The 18,379-nt window shown below is 43.3% G+C and carries 17 protein-coding genes; 10 read left to right on the top strand and 7 right to left on the bottom strand.

Annotated features, from left to right (window positions below; all coding sequences use genetic code 11):
* Nucleotides 1–81 precede the first annotated feature (81 nt).
* From BSHG_RS01115 to BSHG_RS01140, 8 genes are all read left to right on the top strand, one after another.
* Nucleotides 82–1,887, top strand: coding sequence for an aminotransferase class I/II-fold pyridoxal phosphate-dependent enzyme (locus tag BSHG_RS01115; protein ID WP_008661555.1), 1,806 nt, complete (start codon nt 82–84; stop codon nt 1,885–1,887).
* Nucleotides 1,888–1,916: 29 nt separating this feature from the next.
* The gene (locus BSHG_RS23815) at nt 1,917–2,180 is read left to right on the top strand and encodes a LicD family protein (RefSeq protein ID WP_410488869.1); all 264 of its coding nucleotides are present in this window, start codon (nt 1,917–1,919) and stop codon (nt 2,178–2,180) included.
* On the top strand, nt 2,144–2,509 hold the full coding sequence (locus BSHG_RS23810; protein ID WP_225550712.1) for a LicD family protein: 366 nt from the start codon (nt 2,144–2,146) through the stop codon (nt 2,507–2,509). Before BSHG_RS23815 ends, BSHG_RS23810 begins: the two co-directional genes overlap by 37 nt.
* Nucleotides 2,510–2,540: 31 nt before the next feature.
* On the top strand, nt 2,541–3,143 hold the full coding sequence (locus tag BSHG_RS01120; RefSeq protein WP_005797449.1) for a hypothetical protein: 603 nt from the start codon (nt 2,541–2,543) through the stop codon (nt 3,141–3,143).
* Nucleotides 3,134–3,895: a galactosyltransferase-related protein gene (locus tag BSHG_RS01125; RefSeq protein ID WP_005791239.1), complete on the top strand. Its 762-nt coding sequence runs from the start codon at nt 3,134–3,136 to the stop codon at nt 3,893–3,895. Before BSHG_RS01120 ends, BSHG_RS01125 begins: the two co-directional genes overlap by 10 nt.
* Nucleotides 3,896–4,033: 138 nt before the next feature.
* Nucleotides 4,034–5,224 carry a 6-bladed beta-propeller gene (locus BSHG_RS01130; protein WP_008661551.1) on the top strand — a complete coding sequence of 397 codons (1,191 nt, stop codon included), beginning with the start codon at nt 4,034–4,036 and terminating at the stop codon, nt 5,222–5,224.
* Nucleotides 5,225–5,232: 8 nt separating this feature from the next.
* On the top strand, nt 5,233–6,366 hold the full coding sequence (locus tag BSHG_RS01135) for a 6-bladed beta-propeller (RefSeq protein WP_005803968.1): 1,134 nt from the start codon (nt 5,233–5,235) through the stop codon (nt 6,364–6,366).
* Between the two features lie 26 nt (nt 6,367–6,392).
* Nucleotides 6,393–7,883: a putative Ig domain-containing protein gene (locus BSHG_RS01140; RefSeq protein ID WP_005791246.1), complete on the top strand. Its 1,491-nt coding sequence runs from the start codon at nt 6,393–6,395 to the stop codon at nt 7,881–7,883.
* An 83-nt stretch (nt 7,884–7,966) separates the two neighbouring features.
* On the opposite strand, the gene BSHG_RS01145 is transcribed toward BSHG_RS01140, so the two are convergent.
* The gene (locus tag BSHG_RS01145) at nt 7,967–8,671 is read right to left on the bottom strand and encodes a hypothetical protein (RefSeq protein WP_008661550.1); all 705 of its coding nucleotides are present in this window, start codon (nt 8,669–8,671) and stop codon (nt 7,967–7,969) included.
* Between the two features lie 123 nt (nt 8,672–8,794).
* Here BSHG_RS01145 and BSHG_RS01150 point away from each other — a divergent pair, with 123 nt between their 5' ends.
* Together BSHG_RS01150 and BSHG_RS01155 are read left to right on the top strand one after the other, a co-directional pair.
* Nucleotides 8,795–9,601, top strand: a complete 807-nt coding sequence (locus BSHG_RS01150) for an inositol monophosphatase family protein (RefSeq protein WP_008661548.1) — start codon at nt 8,795–8,797, stop codon at nt 9,599–9,601.
* A gap of 34 nt (nt 9,602–9,635) precedes the next feature.
* The gene (locus BSHG_RS01155; protein ID WP_005803971.1) at nt 9,636–10,328 is read left to right on the top strand and encodes a ComF family protein; all 693 of its coding nucleotides are present in this window, start codon (nt 9,636–9,638) and stop codon (nt 10,326–10,328) included.
* A 46-nt stretch (nt 10,329–10,374) separates the two neighbouring features.
* Here the strand turns inward: BSHG_RS01155 and BSHG_RS01160 are convergent, their stop codons facing one another.
* The 6 genes from BSHG_RS01160 to BSHG_RS01185 form a co-directional block, all read right to left on the bottom strand.
* Nucleotides 10,375–10,656, bottom strand: coding sequence for a putative quinol monooxygenase (locus tag BSHG_RS01160; RefSeq protein ID WP_005791253.1), 282 nt, complete (start codon nt 10,654–10,656; stop codon nt 10,375–10,377).
* 107 nt (nt 10,657–10,763) lie between these two features.
* A complete protein-coding gene (locus tag BSHG_RS01165; RefSeq protein ID WP_008661543.1) occupies nt 10,764–12,839 on the bottom strand; it encodes a glycoside hydrolase family 127 protein in 2,076 nt (691 codons plus the stop codon).
* The gene (locus BSHG_RS01170; RefSeq protein WP_005803976.1) at nt 12,836–13,966 is read right to left on the bottom strand and encodes an aldose epimerase family protein; all 1,131 of its coding nucleotides are present in this window, start codon (nt 13,964–13,966) and stop codon (nt 12,836–12,838) included. The genes BSHG_RS01165 and BSHG_RS01170 overlap by 4 nt, the downstream gene beginning before the upstream one ends.
* Before the next feature lie 35 nt (nt 13,967–14,001).
* A complete protein-coding gene (locus tag BSHG_RS01175) occupies nt 14,002–15,321 on the bottom strand; it encodes a sugar porter family MFS transporter (protein WP_008661541.1) in 1,320 nt (439 codons plus the stop codon).
* A gap of 12 nt (nt 15,322–15,333) precedes the next feature.
* The gene (locus BSHG_RS01180; protein WP_008661540.1) at nt 15,334–17,403 is read right to left on the bottom strand and encodes a pyruvate formate lyase family protein; all 2,070 of its coding nucleotides are present in this window, start codon (nt 17,401–17,403) and stop codon (nt 15,334–15,336) included.
* On the bottom strand, nt 17,400–18,185 hold the full coding sequence (locus tag BSHG_RS01185) for a glycyl-radical enzyme activating protein (protein ID WP_005797469.1): 786 nt from the start codon (nt 18,183–18,185) through the stop codon (nt 17,400–17,402). The genes BSHG_RS01180 and BSHG_RS01185 overlap by 4 nt, the downstream gene beginning before the upstream one ends.
* Nucleotides 18,186–18,379: the final 194 nt, after the last annotated feature.

Raw genomic sequence — 18,379 nt, 5'->3', positions numbered from 1 at the left:
TGTTTGAGGCAGACAAAGAGGGATTTTATTATCGGTTGGCAAAAAGTCAGCCGGAGTTAGGAACTTAATAAGGGGTCAGATATGCAGGCTATTATATTGGCAGCAGGAATGGGCAGGCGTCTGGGAGAATTGACCCGGTATGACACTAAGTGTATGATTGAGGTGAACGGTATCCGGATCATAGATCGGTTACTGGCAAACCTGGCAGTCGCAAGACTATCGAGGATTGTGCTTGTGATTGGTTTTCAAGGTGACAAACTACGGGCGTATCTGGGAAATGAATATTGCGGAATTCCTATTTATTATCTGGAAAACCCTTACTATGCATATACCAATAATATTTATTCTCTGTTTCTGGCGCGGCATCACTTAGCGTCTGATGATACTTTATTGTTAGAATCGGATATTGTTTTTGAGAAGAGAATACTTGAAAGAGTGCTCGAAGAACCGTATCCGGATGTAGCAGTAGTAGACCGTTATAAGAGTTGGATGGACGGGACTATGGTGACTGTGGATGAAAAGCAGTTTATTGTGGACTTTGTATCTAAACATACTTTTTCGTACGAAAAAACTCCTACTTATTTTAAGACGGTGAATATCTATCGTTTTAGTAAGGAGTTTTCTGTAGGTAAGTACGTACCTTTTCTGGAAGCCTATTGCAAATGTTTTGATAATAGTGCATATTACGAACAAATACTGGCCGTTTTGTCTTTGTTGGATAAAGCCGGGCTGAAGGCTTTGCCGCTTGAGGGTGAAAAGTGGTATGAGATAGACGACATGCAGGATTTAGATATTGCCGAAACGCTATTTGGTAAGAAAGAAGGGCTTTTGCCCGGTTACCAGAAACGTTATGGAGGGTATTGGCGTTTCCCTTTCTTGTTTGATTTTGCTTATCTGGTGAATCCGCATTTCCCGACAGAAAGGATGCTGGAAGAACTGAAAGCTAATTTTGATAAACTGCTCAGGCAATACCCTTCGGGGAGTTATGTAAACAGGCGATTGGTGGCGAAGCACTGGAGCATTCCTGCGGAGGCTGTCGCGGTGGGGAATGGGGCGGCAGAGTTGATAAGAAAGCTGATGGAGTTGCTTTCCGGTAGAATGGGGGTGATTCTTCCTACATTTGAAGAATATCTGGTAGGTGATGACCGGATAGAGACTTTCTTGCCGTTGGGGCCAGGTTATCGCTATACCGTAAGCGACCTGAAAACATTTTTTGAGGATAAGGGAGTGACTTCATTACTGTTGCTGAATCCGGATAACCCCTCCGGAAATAGTATCCCTTACGAGGATTTGATTTCATTAGCGGGATGGACTCAGGAGCGTTCGATACGGCTGATTGTGGATGAGTCTTTTATTGACTTCTCGGAGGGAGGAGAAGAAACTTCTCTGATTGATGACAAGATACTGAAGGAGTATAATCATCTGGTGGTGATAAAGAGCCTGTCTAAGTCACATGGAATTCCCGGATTACGATTGGGAATTGCTGTTTCCGGTGACCATAAATTAATGGATGAATTACAGCAGAAACTTCCGGTCTGGAATATAAACTCTTTGGCGGAGTACTATTTACAGATTCTGGACAAATATACAATCGACTACCGGCAGGCATGTGCCTGCTTTAGAGAGGAAAGAGCGCTCTTTTTTGAAGAACTCCAGGAGGTAGGCTATTTAGCGGTATTTCCTTCACAAGCAAACTTCTTTTTATGTGAAGTGACCCATAAGTACAACGCCCGAGAGCTTGCGGAAGTTTTGCTGAGAGAGCATGATATTCTGGTAAAAGACTGTAGCCTGAAGAGGGGAATGTATGGAAAGCAGTATATTCGTATTGCTATCAGGAGTAAAGAGGAAAACCGGTATTTGGCCGGAATATTAAAATATAAATTATGAATATAGATATAAAGGAGGCACATCGGAGGATGCTTTATTTATTGCAGTCTTTCGATACTGTCTGCAAGAAGCACGATATTGATTATTGGCTCGATTATGGTACACTGCTGGGAGCTATCCGGCATCAGGGGTTTATTCCTTGGGATACAGATACGGATGTGGGGATGTTAAGGAGTGATTATGCACTCTTTTTGGAGAAGGGTGTACCGGAACTGCCTCAGGATATTTTTTTCAGACTCCGGAAACAGAACCGGCCATGGCTCCATGGAGCTGGTTGGTTGAGGCGCGGTTGAGAGATCGGCACAGCCGGTATGTTCCGGATAAAAAGACTCCGGCCGAGCCGATGCAGTTCGGTGGATTACAGTTGGATCTTTTCATCTATGATTGGGATGGTAAGTATGAGAATGCTTTGTCGAACAGTTTTGAACGGAATTTGAGTGAGAGCCGTATTCATTTGCGGCTGGATGAGGTGGAATATCTGGATACTGCACGATTTGAAGGAGTGGAGTTTCCGGTTCCGTCAGGATACGATACTTATCTGACCCGTTGTTATGGAGATTATAGAACGTTTCCCCCGGAGGAGGAAAGGCAAATTCCGGAAGTGGTTGCCTGGTCGGTGTAATAAAATGATTGATTACGTCAATAAAGAAAATATGGAAAGCGTAAGAGGGATAGAAAATCCGGGGATGATGGGAGAAATGGGGAAAATCATCGGATTCTATCGTCTTTATCGGCAGACGGCTGAAGAAGAGTGGGAAGAGAAAGCAGAAGTGTTGCTGGATGAGGTGATGGAGAATTGTTCTTTGGAACTTCCGGTGACTTATGGTGACGGTTTGTGCGGAGTAGGTGTCGGAATTGAGTATCTGTTGCAGGAGGGCTTTGTGGAAGGGGATGCCGACGAGATTCTGTGGCAGATCGATTGCAGGGTATTTAACACGATTAATAGTAGGGCGATCGGAACTTTAGGCATCGGGAAAGGTATTTGTGGTCTCGCTTATTATCTGTATTACCGGTTGTCCCGGAGGAAAGGTGAGGAAGACATCAAGGTGCTGCGAATGAAAGAGCATTTAATTTACCTGATTGACTGGATAGCAGACTCGCTGCCCGGAGTCAGGGAAAGTTCACTTTTCGAAGAGGTGTTTTTTATTCTTTGCCTGTTGCATCGGTTGAATGTGTTCAATGCTAAAGTCGAGAAATTGATGGAGTACTGTGAGAAGGGCATGATTATATCTGGAAAGGAGGCGGTATGGATCTGACAAGAGGGGTTAGCATTGTCATCCCCTTGCGGGTAGATAATCCGGAGAGGGCGGAGAATCTTCGGTTTATCCTTTCTTTGCTGCTACAGCAGACAGAGGTATCAGTGGATATTCTTGAAGCGGATACAGAGCAACGTTTTTATTTGTCTGAGACGTGTGAGAGGTTACGCTATCGGTTTGTGAAAGATGATGATCCGGTATTCTACCGGACACGTTATTTAAATATATTGTTGAGATCGGCTAAGTTTCCGATTGCAGGCATCTGGGATACGGATGTGATTATTCCGCCGGTTCAGTTGAGAGAAGCGGTCGGCAGGATTTGTTCGGGCTGTGTGATGTGTTTCCCGTATGACGGGCGTTTTATCTTTCTGAATGAAGCTATGAGTGACAGAATCCGCAAGGACGTATCGGTGTTGGAAAAGGTGGATGCTACTTCAATAGGGATGAGACCTTCGGTGGGAGGAGCTTTTCTAGTGAACAGGGTTGCCTATCTGCGGGCAGGCGGAGAGAATGAAGCGTTTTATGGTTGGGGTCCCGAAGATGCCGAAAGAGTGAAACGTCTGGAGATATTAGAGTTGCCCATTGCACGTGTAAAAGGACCGTTATATCATCTTCATCATCCGAGGGGCATCAATTCGGGTTTTGATATGGGTGAACGGGATAAACGTAATTTAGAAGCATTGCTGGCTACTTGCAGAAGGAGTAAGGCGGAGATGCTAAGGTGGCTTGAACAACCAACCTTTCCGGACTGATCACACTAAATTTATATGGTATTTGATTGTCGGGTTTATAAATAGGGATAAAAATGATTGATTTTAAGTGATTTTTCAAATTGAAAATGTATCTTTGTATACATATCCCTGAAAAATAAATATTGAGAGACAGTCATTATGAAAAACACAATATTATTGTTAAACGGTTTATGGCTGCTCGGGCTGGTGGCCTGCCAGCCAAAATCTTCTTCTTTATCCGAATGCCCGATTGTCAATGTACGCTCTGCTTTGCAGGAAGAGACACCTATCTCCATGAAAGAAGATGTGGTGAGCATACAATATATTCCTTTGGAAACAACAGACTCATGCCTGATTAGCAATCTGCTGAATCTGCAGGTGACGACGGATTACATGTTTATGTATAACGGAAAGACTGAAGAAGTGTTGCAATTTGATCGAAAGGGTAAGTTCATACGTCGGGTCGGCCGCCAGGGAAATGGGCCGGGAGAGTATAGTATGATAAGTGAACTTGCGGTTGATGATAGCAATAAAGAATTATCTATATTCCAGTATGGAGGGGATGCATTGGTGTATTCGTATGACGGAACTTTTCTACGGAATGATACAACGGCGAAGCAGGCCGGTGGAATGTATGTCTTTGCGGATGGGAAGAGAGCATTGAAAGGATTGGTCATGAAGCCTTTTGAACAAGCACCATGGGCAGGCGCATTGCAACAGGCTGATGGTTTGCTGTTAAAGTCTAAGTCTCTTTTTCCACAAGGACTCTCTCAGGACGTTTGTTTCATGAAAGAAATCTGCTTTTCTCCTTCTACAGAAGGGGTACTGCTGTTTACTGCATGCAATGATACGGTGGCCGGGATTTATGCTAATGGAATAGAGCCGGCTTATGTTCTGAAACGGGAAAACCCGACTGAATATTATATGGATATTGCTAATATTAATAAATTCAGGGATAATACAGTTGAAACGGATCAGATTATTGGAGTCTATGATCTGTTCGAATCTCCTCACTATCTTTACTTGCGTCTGTACAAAGGAGATGCTATTTTTATACAAAGATTCGATAAGAAGACCGGTGAACTGAAATCGCAGCGTATTCCGGATGATTATTTGGAATGTAGTGCTGCCATTCCAGGCGGCAATGTAATTGGCATGGATAATGATATAGATGGAGGGATACCTTTCTGGCCGGAGTATGTAATGGCGGATGGGGGACGCGCACAAGTGGTGAATGCTGATATTCTTTTGGCTTTACGTGAAAAAGGATATCTAAAGCAGGCTCCTGATGTATTGAATATCGGGGATGAAGCCAATCCGGTAGTGATTCTTTATACATTTAAAAGATAGGAGGTATTATGAAATCATTTACATTTTGCATTTTATTAGCCCATGTGTTGGCTTTTCCACTATTTGCTCAGAAGAATGCAGCTGCCGTCACGCTGAATTTGGCAAAGGCTGTTACACAAAGTCCTAAGACGGTATTAATGAGTGAACTGGCATCTGATGTACGTTATTTCCCTTTAGAAACTACTGATAATTGTCTGCTGGGGAATGAATGTAGTATTATTTATGCCGGAAACTCGATTATTGCGGGTGACGCACAGACCAGAAGTTTTTATCGGTTCGATAAAAATGGTAAGTTTATGAATAAGATAGGTCGGCAAGGACAGGGGCCTGAAGAATATGCGGTAGGATTATTGTTTTTTACTGACCCTGATAACCAAAAACTGTATGTTCAGGATTTCCAGGATATAATCTGTTATGGCTTCAATGGTAAATTTCTCCGTCGTATACCGGCTCCTCACCTGAATATGGGTACCGGAGCTGTAGACGGTCAGGGATCTATTCTCTATTGTGATAATAATTATTTTATGAGAAAGGATAATCCCCAACAATTGTTCCTTATCGATGAAAATGGGAAGAAACTAAAGATCTGGAAAGGATATATGGAACCTGGAAAGAAATATGGTGTTAACCTATCTACCCGCGATGTAATGTATCGTTATGGGGGCGATATTTACTTTAAACCTGCGTTGGAGAATCTGATTTATAAAATTGATGCCAACAGAAAAAAGACATTGGCATGGAAATTTGATTGTTCGGGGAAGGATGTGGATGTATCTGCCAATGAAATAGATCCCGGAAAACGTTTTCAATCAATTGCAGTACAACAGGTTTTTGAGTCAGACCGTTATTTCTTTGTGCTTTATGTCCTGAAGAATGATAGCTTTGTGGGATTGTATGATAAACAGAAGAAGAGTTTTTCAAATGTGATTATAAAAGATGATTTGGCGGCAGGATTTGATTTTACTCCTCCCGGAACAGGGTTGGGAAATCAGTTGGCAAATGCCCGGATGGTAGGTTATCTGAGTAAAGGTAAACGCTATTCGAAAGCTTTACTGCCGGAAAGAAAAAAAGAACTGGATGAATTGATAAACCGATTGGATGAAGAGGATAATCCGGTAATGGTTGTTGTAACATTAAAATAAAATCTATATAAATTCTTTTTAAACGTATGAAAATTACAAGTTATGTTTCTTTTTTATATTGCTTATGTCTGATGCTGGCGAGTCCGACAGTACAGGCGAGCGAAGTGCGAACCGCTATTTTTGAGGGGAAACCGTGTATTAATCCCCCTCATGTGGTGGGAAACTATCCTGCTACCCCTTTTTTGTTTTATATTCCCACCTCCGGAGAACGACCGATAAAGTGGCATGCTGAAAATCTTCCCAAGGGATTGAAGCTGGATAAAGAAACGGGGATAATCAAGGGAAAAGTAGTAGAAAAGGGAACGTACAAAGTGATGCTGAAAGCTGAGAATGCCCTTGGAACCGATACACAGGAACTACTGATTAATATAGGAGATGAGTTGTTGCTGACTCCTCCGATGGGGTGGAACAGTTGGAATACATTCGGACGTCACCTGACAGAGGAGCTACTGTTGCAAACTGCAGATGCAATGGTAGAAAACGGAATGCGTGATTTGGGGTATGCTTATATTAATATCGATGACTTTTGGCAGTTGCCTGAAAGGGGAGCTGACGGTCATATCCAAATTGATAAAACAAAGTTCCCGAGAGGCATCAAATATGTGGCCGATTACTTGCATGAGCGAGGATTCAAACTTGGAATTTATTCGGATGCCGCTGATAAAACTTGTGGTGGGGTTTGTGGCAGTTATGGATATGAAGAAATTGATGCACGGGATTTCGCATCCTGGGGTGTTGATCTTTTGAAGTATGACTATTGCAATGCACCTGCCGGAAGAGTAGAAGCGATGGAAAGATATGAGAAGATGGGGAGGGCATTGAGAGCGACCGACCGTTCTATCGTCTTTTCAATTTGTGAGTGGGGACAGCGTGAACCTTGGAAATGGGCGAAGAAAGTCGGCGGACATTTATGGCGAGTATCCGGTGATATTGGCGACTTGTGGAATCGTTCGACAGACGAAAAGGGAGGTTTACGTGGCATTTTGAACATTCTTGAAATAAATGCACCGCTTAGTGAATATGCAAGACCCGGCGGATGGAATGATCCGGATATGCTTGTTGTGGGGATTGGCGGAAAAAGTAAGAGTATCGGTTATGAATCGGAAGGTTGTACGAATGAACAATATCAGTCCCACTTTGCTCTCTGGTGCATGATGGCTTCTCCATTACTCTGTGGCAATGATGTACGGCAGATGAATGATAGTACGTTACAAATACTTTTGAATAAGGATCTGATTGCTATCGATCAGGATCCGCTGGGCATTCAGGCAGAGCGTGCCATTCGTGCCGATCATTATGATGTCTGGGTGAAGCCGTTGAGTGACGGAAGCAAAGCAATAGCTTGTCTGAACCGGATATCCGGACCCGTAGACGTGGAGTTGAATGTAAAGACGGTAGAAGGATTGTCATTGGATCGGGTATATGATGTTATAGAAGGCAGCCTTGTGGCTGAGGCTTCTACCGGATGGGTCGTAAAGCTTGCTCCCGGTGAGTGTAAAGTGTTTATATGTAAATAAGATTGATTGTAAAATAGGGCTATCCGGTAAAATTGGCGGTACCGGATAGCCCTTTCTTCATAGTCAGGTTTATATTGGGTTGGTTATTTTAATCGTATGGTTGGGCCTATCTTATAAGTATTTTCCCATTGCCGGGTAGCAGCATTGTAACTTCTGTCGGTACCCAGATTCAGGTCGAGACCATATTCTTTCCTTTCCAGGAGGTTTATCCGGAATGAAGCGCCGTAATGGGATTGTGGAGATAACGGGAAACCTTGTACACCGGAGTTGGGATTACAGTCCAGCCGGTATTGTCCGTAAATATAAGCGGTCAGCCAATTATTCAGACGATAGGTAAGGTCTGCGTTAAGAGTAAAATCATTAAACATCCGTCCGTTAGAGCGGTATTGATAGGCGTTGCCACCTATCCGGATAGCCAGTTGTCTGTTAAGACGATATACCAATCTGCCACCTGCCATATTCTGTGTACCTACTCCCCGGAGTGAATAACTGGAACCGTATAATTCGTATCCGAAATAGCGGGAATTGAACAGTCGGTACTGTTGCTGATTAAAATAACCGGTGAAGACGGGATCCAGATAGGAGAATTTTTTTCTCAGTTCGTATTGTTTGACTAACGGCATACTGTTATTGAAAGCAGGGTTGGTTTCTGACAAAGTATTCTTTATTTCGGGTAGTTTGAAGATTTGAGGGGTTTTCATTTCTTTGTGCAGTATAAAGGCAGGTATGGGCGTTTCGTTGAATGTTTGCGCATAAGCAAATCCGTTGCCGCAAATGATAAATAGCATTGTCAATCTGAATTTTTGCATAGTTAAGTCTTTTATGTCTTTTAGACGCAGAGATATGCCGAATGCTGCAATGTTTTTTCAAAAGAATCATTTATCTTTGCCGAAATACGTTAAAAATCGAATATGGGACTGGATCTTCAACAACTTACTACTGAAGTATGCCGGATAGCAACTGAAGCCGGGAATTTTTTGAGAAAAGAACGGAGGAGCTTTAGTCGGGAGCGTGTGGTGGAAAAGCATGCGCATGACTATGTGTCGTATGTTGATAAAGAATCTGAACGCTTGTTAGTGGCACAACTGTCTGCGTTGCTGCCCGAAGCCGGGTTTATTGCGGAAGAAGGTTCTGCCGTTTATAAGAATGAGCCTTATTGCTGGGTTATTGATCCGTTGGACGGGACAACTAACTACATTCATGACAATGCTCCTTATTGTGTCAGTATCGCATTGAGGAGCTGTACAGAATTACTTTTAGGAGTGGTGTATGAAGTTTGCAGGGATGAATGTTTTTACGCCTGGAAAGGTGGGAAGGCTTGGATGAACGGAGATGAACTGCATGTCTCGAAAATAGAAAACATAGAAGAGGCGTTTGTAATCACTGAACTTCCCTATAACCATAGGCAATACAAACGGACTGCGGAATATTTACTGAAACAATTGTATGGAGTGGTAGGAGGAATTCGTATGAATGGCTCGGCTGCATCGGCTCTTTGTTATGTGGCGGCCGGACGTTTTGATGCCTGGGCGGAAGCTTTTATCGGGAAATGGGATTACTCGGCTGCGGCACTGATTGTGTTGGAAGCCGGCGGAAAAGTAACTGATTTCTTTGGAAGTGAGTATTTTATTGAAGGACATCATATCATTGCGACGAATGGCCCTTTACATCCTGTCTTTCAACGGCTGCTGAAAGAGATGCCTCCACTGGAAATGTAACTTTCCGGGTATTGACTAAACTGAAAAACATCACATGAATACTTGGTTCGACTCTTTTTGGTCTCTTTTGTTCCCACGTTGTTGTGTGGTTTGTGGAGCTCCGCTGTCGAAAGAAGAGGAGTGCTTGTGTATTCGTTGTAATATGAACTTACCCCGTACCGGATTTCATCTGCGAAAGGATAATCCGGTTGAGTGTCTTTTCTGGGGACGTATTCCGGTTCTTGAAAGAGCTTCTTCCTTTCTCTTTTATCGTAAAGGTAGTGATTTCAGACGCATCTTGCATCTGCTGAAATATAGCGGATATAAAGAACTGGGCGAAGTGATGGGACGCTATATGGCGGCAGAATTAATTTCTTGTGGTTTCTTTGATCATGTGGATGTGATTGTTCCTGTACCTTTGCATAAGAAAAAACAGAAGCTGAGAGGATACAATCAGAGTGAATGGATTGCCCGTGGTATATCTTCTGTGACGGGGATTCCGCTGAATGCGAAGAGCGTGATACGGGAAAAGAATACAGAGACTCAAACCCGTAAATCGACTTTTGAACGCTCGGAAAATGTGGAAGGTATTTTCAAATTGTGTGATGTAGCTTGTTTCCAAGGGAAACATGTACTGATTATTGATGATGTGCTGACTACCGGATCTACAACTGTGGCCTGTGCATCTACGCTTTTTGAAGTTGAAGGAGTACGGATCAGTGTGTTGACATTGGCCGTGGCCGAATAAATGAAGTGATAAATATGAGGGTGCATTGAAGCACCCTTGTATCTATTTAAAAAGTTTCAATTATCAAATCGGATGCCAGCATTTCCTTGATCGCCTTTCCAAAAGCCTGGAAATGGGGGGATGCCGCATGTATATCCATGGCACGCTGGTCTTTGTACTCTTCGTAGAAAATGAAAGCTACGGGTTGTGACGGGTTTTGATATAAGTTATAACTAATATTCCCCTCTTCTGCCCTTGTACCTTTGATTAGAGCATCAGCCGCCTGTAGAAATGCTTGTTCTTTGCCGGGTAGCACTTCTACACGTGCTACGATTGTTTTCTTTTCCATAATGATAATCTATAATTAAGATGATTCTCGTTCCGCAAATTTACGTATAAATGGTGATACTTTCTTTTTCATCTTGAATAAATTTGTTTGTAGGAATCGTCTGGCTCTTATTTCTGAGGAATCCATACTTTATAGCTATGGCTCTCTTCCCTGTTGGCCACAGCATAATATGGGATGGCTTTTGCCGGAATATCACCCTGACATTTGATGATATTGACTCCATTGAGCAGATTACTGTCATGGGAGAGTTCCAAAGGTGTTTGTGCCTGAAGTTTGAATGTCTGCAGTTCCGGATTATCGGCATCCTCAAAACAGTAAATGATAGGCCCTGATGCCAATGCGACTTGTCCCCGTAAGTTTTCGACTGCTTTATTTGCAGTGATCAGGCGAGGTTGCATGGGTAGTTCAAGCTCAATGTGATCGCCTTTTTTCCATTCCCGGTTGATTTCCGCATATCCGTCTACGATCCTCAAAAGTACATCCTCTTGATTAACTTTTAACTTGACCGGTGCTTTTAGATTCGATTGGTAAAGGTCGTATGGATTTTCTGTACCTTGTGCCCATCCGGGAATACGGACTTTCATAGAGAAGGTGCTTGCCTTGTCGGGATTGACTTGAATGGAAAGAGCGCCGTGCCAGGGATAAGAGGTTAATTGTTTCAATCGGACGCTGTTGCTTTTACCGACAGGGACACGTACTTCGCTTCCTATGAATAAATTGACATAGACATTATCTCCCTGATAGGCATAGATATAACTAGGCATGGCAGCCATGATTTTCAGGAACATCGGTGGGCAACATGGACATACATGCCATTCCCACCTGTCGGGCTTATCGGTATTCAGGGGATTTTGATAGGTGTATTTATCACCGGACAAAGAAACGCCAGTCAGTACATTGTTGTAAAGCACTCTTTCCACCTCGTCCATATAGCGGGCATTGCAAGTTAATTGGTTCATGCGTTGGCTGAAAAAACCGGCTCCGACAGCTGCGCAGGTTTCCAGATATGCATCGGTGGGCAGAAAGTAGTCCGGACCAAACTTTTCGTCTTCGTGAATAGCACCGACTCCACCTGTGATGAACATCCGTTTGCCTGCCATATTCTCCCAAAGACGTTTAGCTGTTTCGATGTATTGAGGTGATTGGTTTTCGAGTGCGGCCGCGGTTAGACCGGTTGCCATCAAGGTAGCTCGCACAGCATGCCCTTCAATTGTTTTTTGTTCGAGTACAGGGATCGAATCTTGTGAATACTCTCCCCAACTGGGACGAGAGTGTGTGCCGAATTCAGCTTGGTGATAACAAGCGTCTTTAATCCATTTTTCCGATTTCCGGTATCCCCACGTTCCCCATAATGGAAAGCCACAGTGATGCCCTCTGTTTTCTATCCAAAAAGTGGCCAGATTATAATAATCTGATTCCCGGACCGGTATGGAAAGTTTATCTTTCAGTTCCGGTTCGTTTTTATACAACCAGTATAATGCCATTACGGCTTCCTCGGGGCCGGAATGTGCGGGAACGATATTCATGCGTGGTTCCGGACCCATATAATCTGCCATGTAATTGGCAAAGCGGGTTGCAATTTCAAGCAAACGTGTTTTGCCGGTTGCCTGATAATAATGTACTCCGGCTTCGATCAGCATCCCGGCATTGTATACATCGTGTTGTCCACGAAGGAGTCCCCCATTGTCTCCCCATCTATGGTTGTTTTCCATAAGTTGGGTATGGGTGTTGATGTATCCGGTCGGCTCTGTTTGCTGAGCGGCATAGATGCGGTCTACATATCCGTCGATTCGTTTTTCCAGTTCTTTATTGGGGTGGCTTGCAAGAAAGTCGGCGATACCCCGGATACTTTCATAAACGAGTCCGTCATACCATTCGGGACCATCGTGCTGTTTGATATCTCTCTGCCCTTCAGCTACACGATCGAAATTCCGGAAAGCATTACGCGTGTCGGTCGATCCGGGAAAAGGAGTGTATTTCCCTTCGAATTTGTTTAATACATCATTAGTGGTTATTTTCCTCCAGATATCGAGTTTCGGACTCCAGAAAGCATCTTCTATCCGGACTTCGTTTAGCTCGGGCAAGTGGAGTGTTTGCCGGGTATTGTCTGTGTGAGACTGACACCCCATTTGCATCAGTACGGTTAGTACTGCTGCGACAGATAAATGTTTTGTGGTTTTCATTGTACATTGATTTTATAGATGCATATATGTTTGTAAGTATCTCCGGGTAAGAGGGTTGTTGACGGGAATGCCGGTTGGTTAGGACTATCCGGATAGTGCTGGGTTTCCAATGCGAGGGAAGCCCGGTAGTTGTATTTCTTTTCGTGCTTTCCGGTCATTGTACCATCAAAGAAGTTACCGCCATAGAATTGTAGTCCGGGTTCGGTGGTCCATACTTCAAGATATCTTCCTGAGGCGGGTTCATAAACGGTTGCTGCCAGTTCGGGGGTGTTGGAGGTTTTGCGATTCAATACCCAATTATGGTCGTAGCCGTGACCGAACTCCAGTTGCTCGAACGAATCATTTACTCGCTTTCCGATAGGTGTGGGGCGACGAAAATCCATCGGGGTCCCTTCTACATCCTGGAGAATACCGGTGGGGATTAGGGTCTGATCGACAGGAGTAAACTTATCCGCATTGATCATGAGTATATGGTCATTGATATCCTTATTGCCTGCACCGTGCAGGTTGAAGAAGGAATGATGGGTGAGGTTGATGACCGTTTCTTTGTCTGTTTGAGCCTGGTGAGTGATAATAAATTCGTTTTTATCCGTAAGCTTGTAACTCATGGATACTTGGAGATTTCCCGGATACCCCTCTTCACCATCTTTGGATAAATACGTGAGTTGTAAAGTCTGGCTGTCCGGCTGCTCAACATCCCATACTACCATATCAAATCCTTTAAAGCCACCATGTAGACTGTTGGGAGTATCATTGATGGGTAACTGGTAAGTTTGTCCGTTCAGGGTAAACTTTCCTTTGTTGATCCGGTTGCCATACCGTCCGATAGTGGCTCCCAAAAATCTTTCACCTTTATAATGGAGATATTTGTCCACATGATCGTGTCCGAGGACGATGTCTTCAAAATGCCCTTTTTTATCCGGAGTCCAGAATTCAACGACTCGTCCTCCGAAATTGGTGATGGCAATTTCAATGCCGTTTTTGTTTCTCAGAAAGTAGAGATCGGTTTGCTTTCCGTCAATTGTTTGTTGAAAATCGGCTCTTTTCAATTGTGAATGTTGGGCATTTACGGTGTTTGTGTGTATCATGGTTGTGAGTATTAATAAAATGATCAGTTTTGTTTTCATACGATTCATATTTTTAGTTCATTATTCGTAAGTTGTTAATTGGTCAATTCCTTTTGTATCTGCTCCAGAGACTTGTTCTTTGTTTCGGGTAGCCTGAGAGCAAAGAAGAAGCTTAGGAACATCATAATGGCAAAGAAACTGAAAATGAAGGTACCTCCTGTACGGATGAAAACGGGAAACATCCATGAAAGGAGGGCGGACCACACCCAATGTGTCATGCTGCCTAATACTTGCCCTTTGGAGCGCACATTGTTTGGGAAGACTTCGGAGATTAATACCCAAATGACGGCACCCAGTGAAATGGCAAAGAAAGCGATAAACCCCATCAGGCAGATAAGCATATAGTAACCTGAAAATGCGTCTTGGTAGAAACCTTTGGCTACTAAGGCCAAAGAGAGGGTCATACCGATGGAACCGATATAGAGGAGTTTTCTTCGTCCTACTTGATCTATCAGGATCATTCCGATCATAGTGAAAGTAAGGTTGGTCAGTCCGATAACAATAGACTGCATCATGGCTGAGTCGGTAAATACACCTGACATCTCAAAAATCCTCGGAGCATAATAGAGAATGGCATTGATACCTGATAACTGGTTGAAAGTAGCTATAAGGAAAGCATAGAGGATCGGTTTCCGGTATTTATGCTGAAACAGTTTTTCGCCACTGGCTCCTATTGTTACCAGGGATTCTTTGATTTCATGAATTTCCTGTTCAATATCTGCATTGCTGACCTTCTTTATGACGTGTCGGGCTTCGGCTTCCCGATCTTGCTTTACCAGCCAACGAGGACTTTCAGGTACGGTGTATAATAGAAGAGCGAATGCGATGGCAGGAATGGCTTCAACTCCTAACATCCATTGCCAATCATGCGCAATGCCATGAATCCAATAGTTGGAAAAGTAAGCCAGTACAATACCCAGTACAATATTAAACTGGAAGAATGCGACAAAACGGCCGCGCCAACGCGAGGGGGATATTTCGGCAATGTACATGGGACCGACTACGGATGAGGCTCCGACAGCTAAACCTCCGGCAAAACGGAAGAATAAAAAGGAATGCCAATCGATGATGGCAGCACTGCCCACTGCAGAAACAAAGTAGAGAAAAGCAATAATTTTCAGTGCTTTCAGACGTCCGTGTTTTTCTACCGGTTTACTACAGACGAAAGCTCCGATGATTGTACCGATCAAAGCGATAGCAATGGTGAAGCCATGGCTGAAGTCGGATAGATCATATACCACCTGGATGGATTTCTCGGCTCCGGATATCACTGCGGTATCGAATCCAAAAAGTAATCCTCCCAATGATGCCACGAAGGCAACGTAAAACATGAAATTCTTTGCTGTATTTTTCATAATGCAGATGTATTATAGACCGAATTCGATCCGATTGATAACGTGATTTTGGTAACATTCGTCTAATTCCACAAAATATCCGCTCCATCCCCATACTCTGACAATCAAATTTTTGTGTTGTTCGGGATGTTTCCGGGCATGTAGCAGTGTCTCTCGGCTGACTGTGTTTAGTTGTAGTTGATGGCCGCCTAAAACGATGTAGGTTTTCACGAGCATACCCAGCTTTTCAATGGTTTCGTCATTGCTGAATACGGATTGATCGAACTCCAGGGTGAGGGGACCACCGTTGACAACACGGTCCAGATGTTGTTTGGTAAAAGATTTTATGACGGATATAGGACCTTTTTGTTTTAAAAACAGGCTGGGGGAGTAATTAGCAGGAATCATCTCGCCATCATTACGTCCGTCGGGGGTGGCACGTAATTGATTGGAATGGAAAATGTAGTACATAGCGGTGCCGGTACCTGCCCGGTAAACCCCTCCGCGTTCATTTCGTTTATCGGCTAATGACCGATCAAAAGAGTCGAGAAGATCTTTGGCTATCAAGTCGGCATAGTCATCATCCTGTCCCATTTTGGGCGCTTCTTCTCTTAATTTTTTTTGTAACTCTTCGTAGCCTTTGAAGTTGCTTCTTATGGCAGTAAGCAGGGTTGTATAATCCAGGCTTTGCTCTTCGAAATAGTATTTTTTCAGGGCAGCAAGGGTATCGGTAGCGGTTGCAATGCCTGTTCCGTGGATTCCGTAGTTGTTGTAGTAGGAACCTTCCGAAATATCTTTGGCTCTTTCGATGGTGCCGTCCATCAGTAAAGACATCATTGGAGAAGGGATGATGTAGAGATTGCGGTGTTTCTCGTAGATCGCATTGACCTCCTTTTGTATTTCCTGCTCCATCAATGTATAAAAGGATGAATAGTCCGAACAGGTATTTAGTTTTTCAAGGCACCGGTCTACACATCCGATTAAAGAAACGGCATCAATGTTGGGTATATCCATAGCTCGGTTAGGGATGATAAATTCCCAGCAGGCAGCCACTACGTAATTGTATGCGTCTTCTTTGGAATAGCCTTTCCGTATAAGTCCCGGAATGATGATATCATCATTGCTGTATTGGGGGAAACCCAGCCCTATTTTGGTCAGACGGGAACCTAAAGTGAATATTTCGTCAGGGGTCTTTGGGTCTACACGAATGTTGATTTTAGGATCAATTAGTTTTAATTCGTAACTTGCCTGCAGGCACATGCGGGACAGGTCGTTGAATAAGTATTTGCCCTCCGGATCGCGTCCTCCCAAAACCAGGCTCTGCCCATTGTCACCCTGTTGCATACCTGGATACAGGTCGCTGTCCTTATTGCATACAAGGAAAAATTCTTCAAGCAGATCGAATGCTTCTTCTTTGGTGAGTGTTCCATTTTCCAGGTCCCTCTGATAGAAAGGATACATATATTGATCGAAGCGGCCGAGGGTATTGTGATAGTTGCCTGCTTCCCAAATAGAGAAATGGAGAATTCTCAAAAGCTGTAGAGCTTGTCTGAAGTTTTGAGCGCCTTCGGTCTTTATGGTATGTAAAGTGTGCGCAATTTCTGTCTCGTTATTGAGGAATGCATATTGTTCATACTTCTCAATTAGTTTCTGTATGGATATGATGCATTGGTACATGCTATTGAGGAATACTCTCTCTTTTTCATTTAAGGAGGGATTTTCCTGACGCTTTCGGATCTCCTGTTTTCTCGCTTCCAGTCCGTGTTGAATGGTATAAGCGTAATTGGGGGAGATATTACATACCGTACCTTTTTCGTGGATGTAATATTTGTTTTTTATTTCGTTCCATTCTTCAGGGGTATATATATCCGGTACTTGCGTAAGGGTACGGGTAAAAACGATCTTTTCACCCGGAAGTATAACCGGGAGCTCAGCGTTCATCAAAGCAGCAAAACAGGCTGTAGCACGTTCTACAGGAGATAAACCTTGTTGGGCATAAATTGTGTTCAATTTGTCCAGCCCGATACTTGACGGTGTTCTCCTTTGTGAATGGTGTCGTTTATCTAAAATATACGTTTTTAGATAGTTAATTCTTTCGTTCATACAATTAGATTTTTGATATTATTTTCTTCAAATACATTATAGATTTGTGGCGCCTTTCCGGTATCGAACGGAGGATGATACGTTTCTCCGATCATTGCGTATTTGGCACCTGCTGTACGGTGATATCTAAGGATTTCGACACGTATCAGGTTCCTGGCATCTTTGATTTTTTCAAGAATGGCACTCATGTTTTCCCGGGTATCATTAACACCCGGGATTAAAGGTATCCGAATGATAAAATCTCGTCCGGAATTACAGAGTAAAGCAAGATTTTCCAGTATAATCGCATTATCCACTCCTGTATATTTCCGGTGCATTTCCGGGTCCGTATGTTTGATGTCGAATAAAATAAGATCAGCTAAAGAAGTAACCTCATTGAAAATGTGAGTGTTTGCGTATCCGCTTGTTTCGATAGCCGTATGTATGTCCGGAAGTTGTCGGAGCAGTTCGATAACAAAATCCGGTTGAAATAAGGGTTCTCCGCCGGTTAGTGTAACTCCTCCCCGGTTGAGCGTATAAATGGACCGGTTCTTTTCGATCATGGTAACCAATTCTTCCACAGTTATCTGATATCCACAAATACTTTTAACTCCTTTTTTAATCATGTATTGCGGCTGTGGCGATATACCTTCGGGATTATGGCACCATGCACAGCGTAGAGGACATCCCTTGAGAAATATCGTTGTTCGGATTCCCGGTCCGTCATGGATGGCAAATTCCTCGACACTGAATATTGTTCCTGTTTTCATTGTGTTTGGATTAACAATGGCAAATATATACATAATATTTTAAACAGGTACGAACTGGTATGAATGTTGTTGAGCATATATTCATATAATATTAAGAATATTAATAGCTCAAATTACCTTTATAGGTAATGTTTATGGGAGTAAAGACGATTATTCGACATTTACAAATAATGGATGTCTCAGATCACTGTTAAGGCGTAATGGACCGAATAAAATGGCAAAACGGT

This window comes from Bacteroides sp. 3_2_5, assembly GCF_000159855.2.
In the GTDB taxonomy this organism is placed as follows: Bacteria; Bacteroidota; Bacteroidia; order Bacteroidales; family Bacteroidaceae; genus Bacteroides; species Bacteroides fragilis.
Note: the sequence above shows the minus strand (reverse complement) of the source record. Positions and strands in the feature narration are given on the sequence as shown.

Excerpts from the sequence above, each read along its gene's own strand:
- BSHG_RS23815 (WP_410488869.1), top strand. The coding sequence starts at position 1,917 with ATGCTTTATTTATTGCAGTCTTTCGATACTGTCTGCAAGAAGCACGAT.
- BSHG_RS01170 (WP_005803976.1), bottom strand. The coding sequence starts at position 13,966 with ATGAAAACAAAACTGATCATTTTATTAATACTCACAACCATGATACAC.
- BSHG_RS23810 (WP_225550712.1), top strand. The coding sequence starts at position 2,144 with ATGGCTCCATGGAGCTGGTTGGTTGAGGCGCGGTTGAGAGATCGGCAC.
- BSHG_RS01120 (WP_005797449.1), top strand. The coding sequence starts at position 2,541 with ATGGAAAGCGTAAGAGGGATAGAAAATCCGGGGATGATGGGAGAAATG.
- BSHG_RS01180 (WP_008661540.1), bottom strand. The coding sequence starts at position 17,403 with ATGAACGAAAGAATTAACTATCTAAAAACGTATATTTTAGATAAACGA.
- BSHG_RS01145 (WP_008661550.1), bottom strand. The coding sequence starts at position 8,671 with ATGCTATTTATCATTTGCGGCAACGGATTTGCTTATGCGCAAACATTC.
- BSHG_RS01125 (WP_005791239.1), top strand. The coding sequence starts at position 3,134 with ATGGATCTGACAAGAGGGGTTAGCATTGTCATCCCCTTGCGGGTAGAT.
- BSHG_RS01155 (WP_005803971.1), top strand. The coding sequence starts at position 9,636 with ATGAATACTTGGTTCGACTCTTTTTGGTCTCTTTTGTTCCCACGTTGT.
- BSHG_RS01165 (WP_008661543.1), bottom strand. The coding sequence starts at position 12,839 with ATGAAAACCACAAAACATTTATCTGTCGCAGCAGTACTAACCGTACTG.
- BSHG_RS01130 (WP_008661551.1), top strand. The coding sequence starts at position 4,034 with ATGAAAAACACAATATTATTGTTAAACGGTTTATGGCTGCTCGGGCTG.
- BSHG_RS01115 (WP_008661555.1), top strand. The coding sequence starts at position 82 with ATGCAGGCTATTATATTGGCAGCAGGAATGGGCAGGCGTCTGGGAGAA.
- BSHG_RS01175 (WP_008661541.1), bottom strand. The coding sequence starts at position 15,321 with ATGAAAAATACAGCAAAGAATTTCATGTTTTACGTTGCCTTCGTGGCA.
- BSHG_RS01135 (WP_005803968.1), top strand. The coding sequence starts at position 5,233 with ATGAAATCATTTACATTTTGCATTTTATTAGCCCATGTGTTGGCTTTT.
- BSHG_RS01160 (WP_005791253.1), bottom strand. The coding sequence starts at position 10,656 with ATGGAAAAGAAAACAATCGTAGCACGTGTAGAAGTGCTACCCGGCAAA.
- BSHG_RS01150 (WP_008661548.1), top strand. The coding sequence starts at position 8,795 with ATGGGACTGGATCTTCAACAACTTACTACTGAAGTATGCCGGATAGCA.
- BSHG_RS01185 (WP_005797469.1), bottom strand. The coding sequence starts at position 18,185 with ATGTATATATTTGCCATTGTTAATCCAAACACAATGAAAACAGGAACA.
- BSHG_RS01140 (WP_005791246.1), top strand. The coding sequence starts at position 6,393 with ATGAAAATTACAAGTTATGTTTCTTTTTTATATTGCTTATGTCTGATG.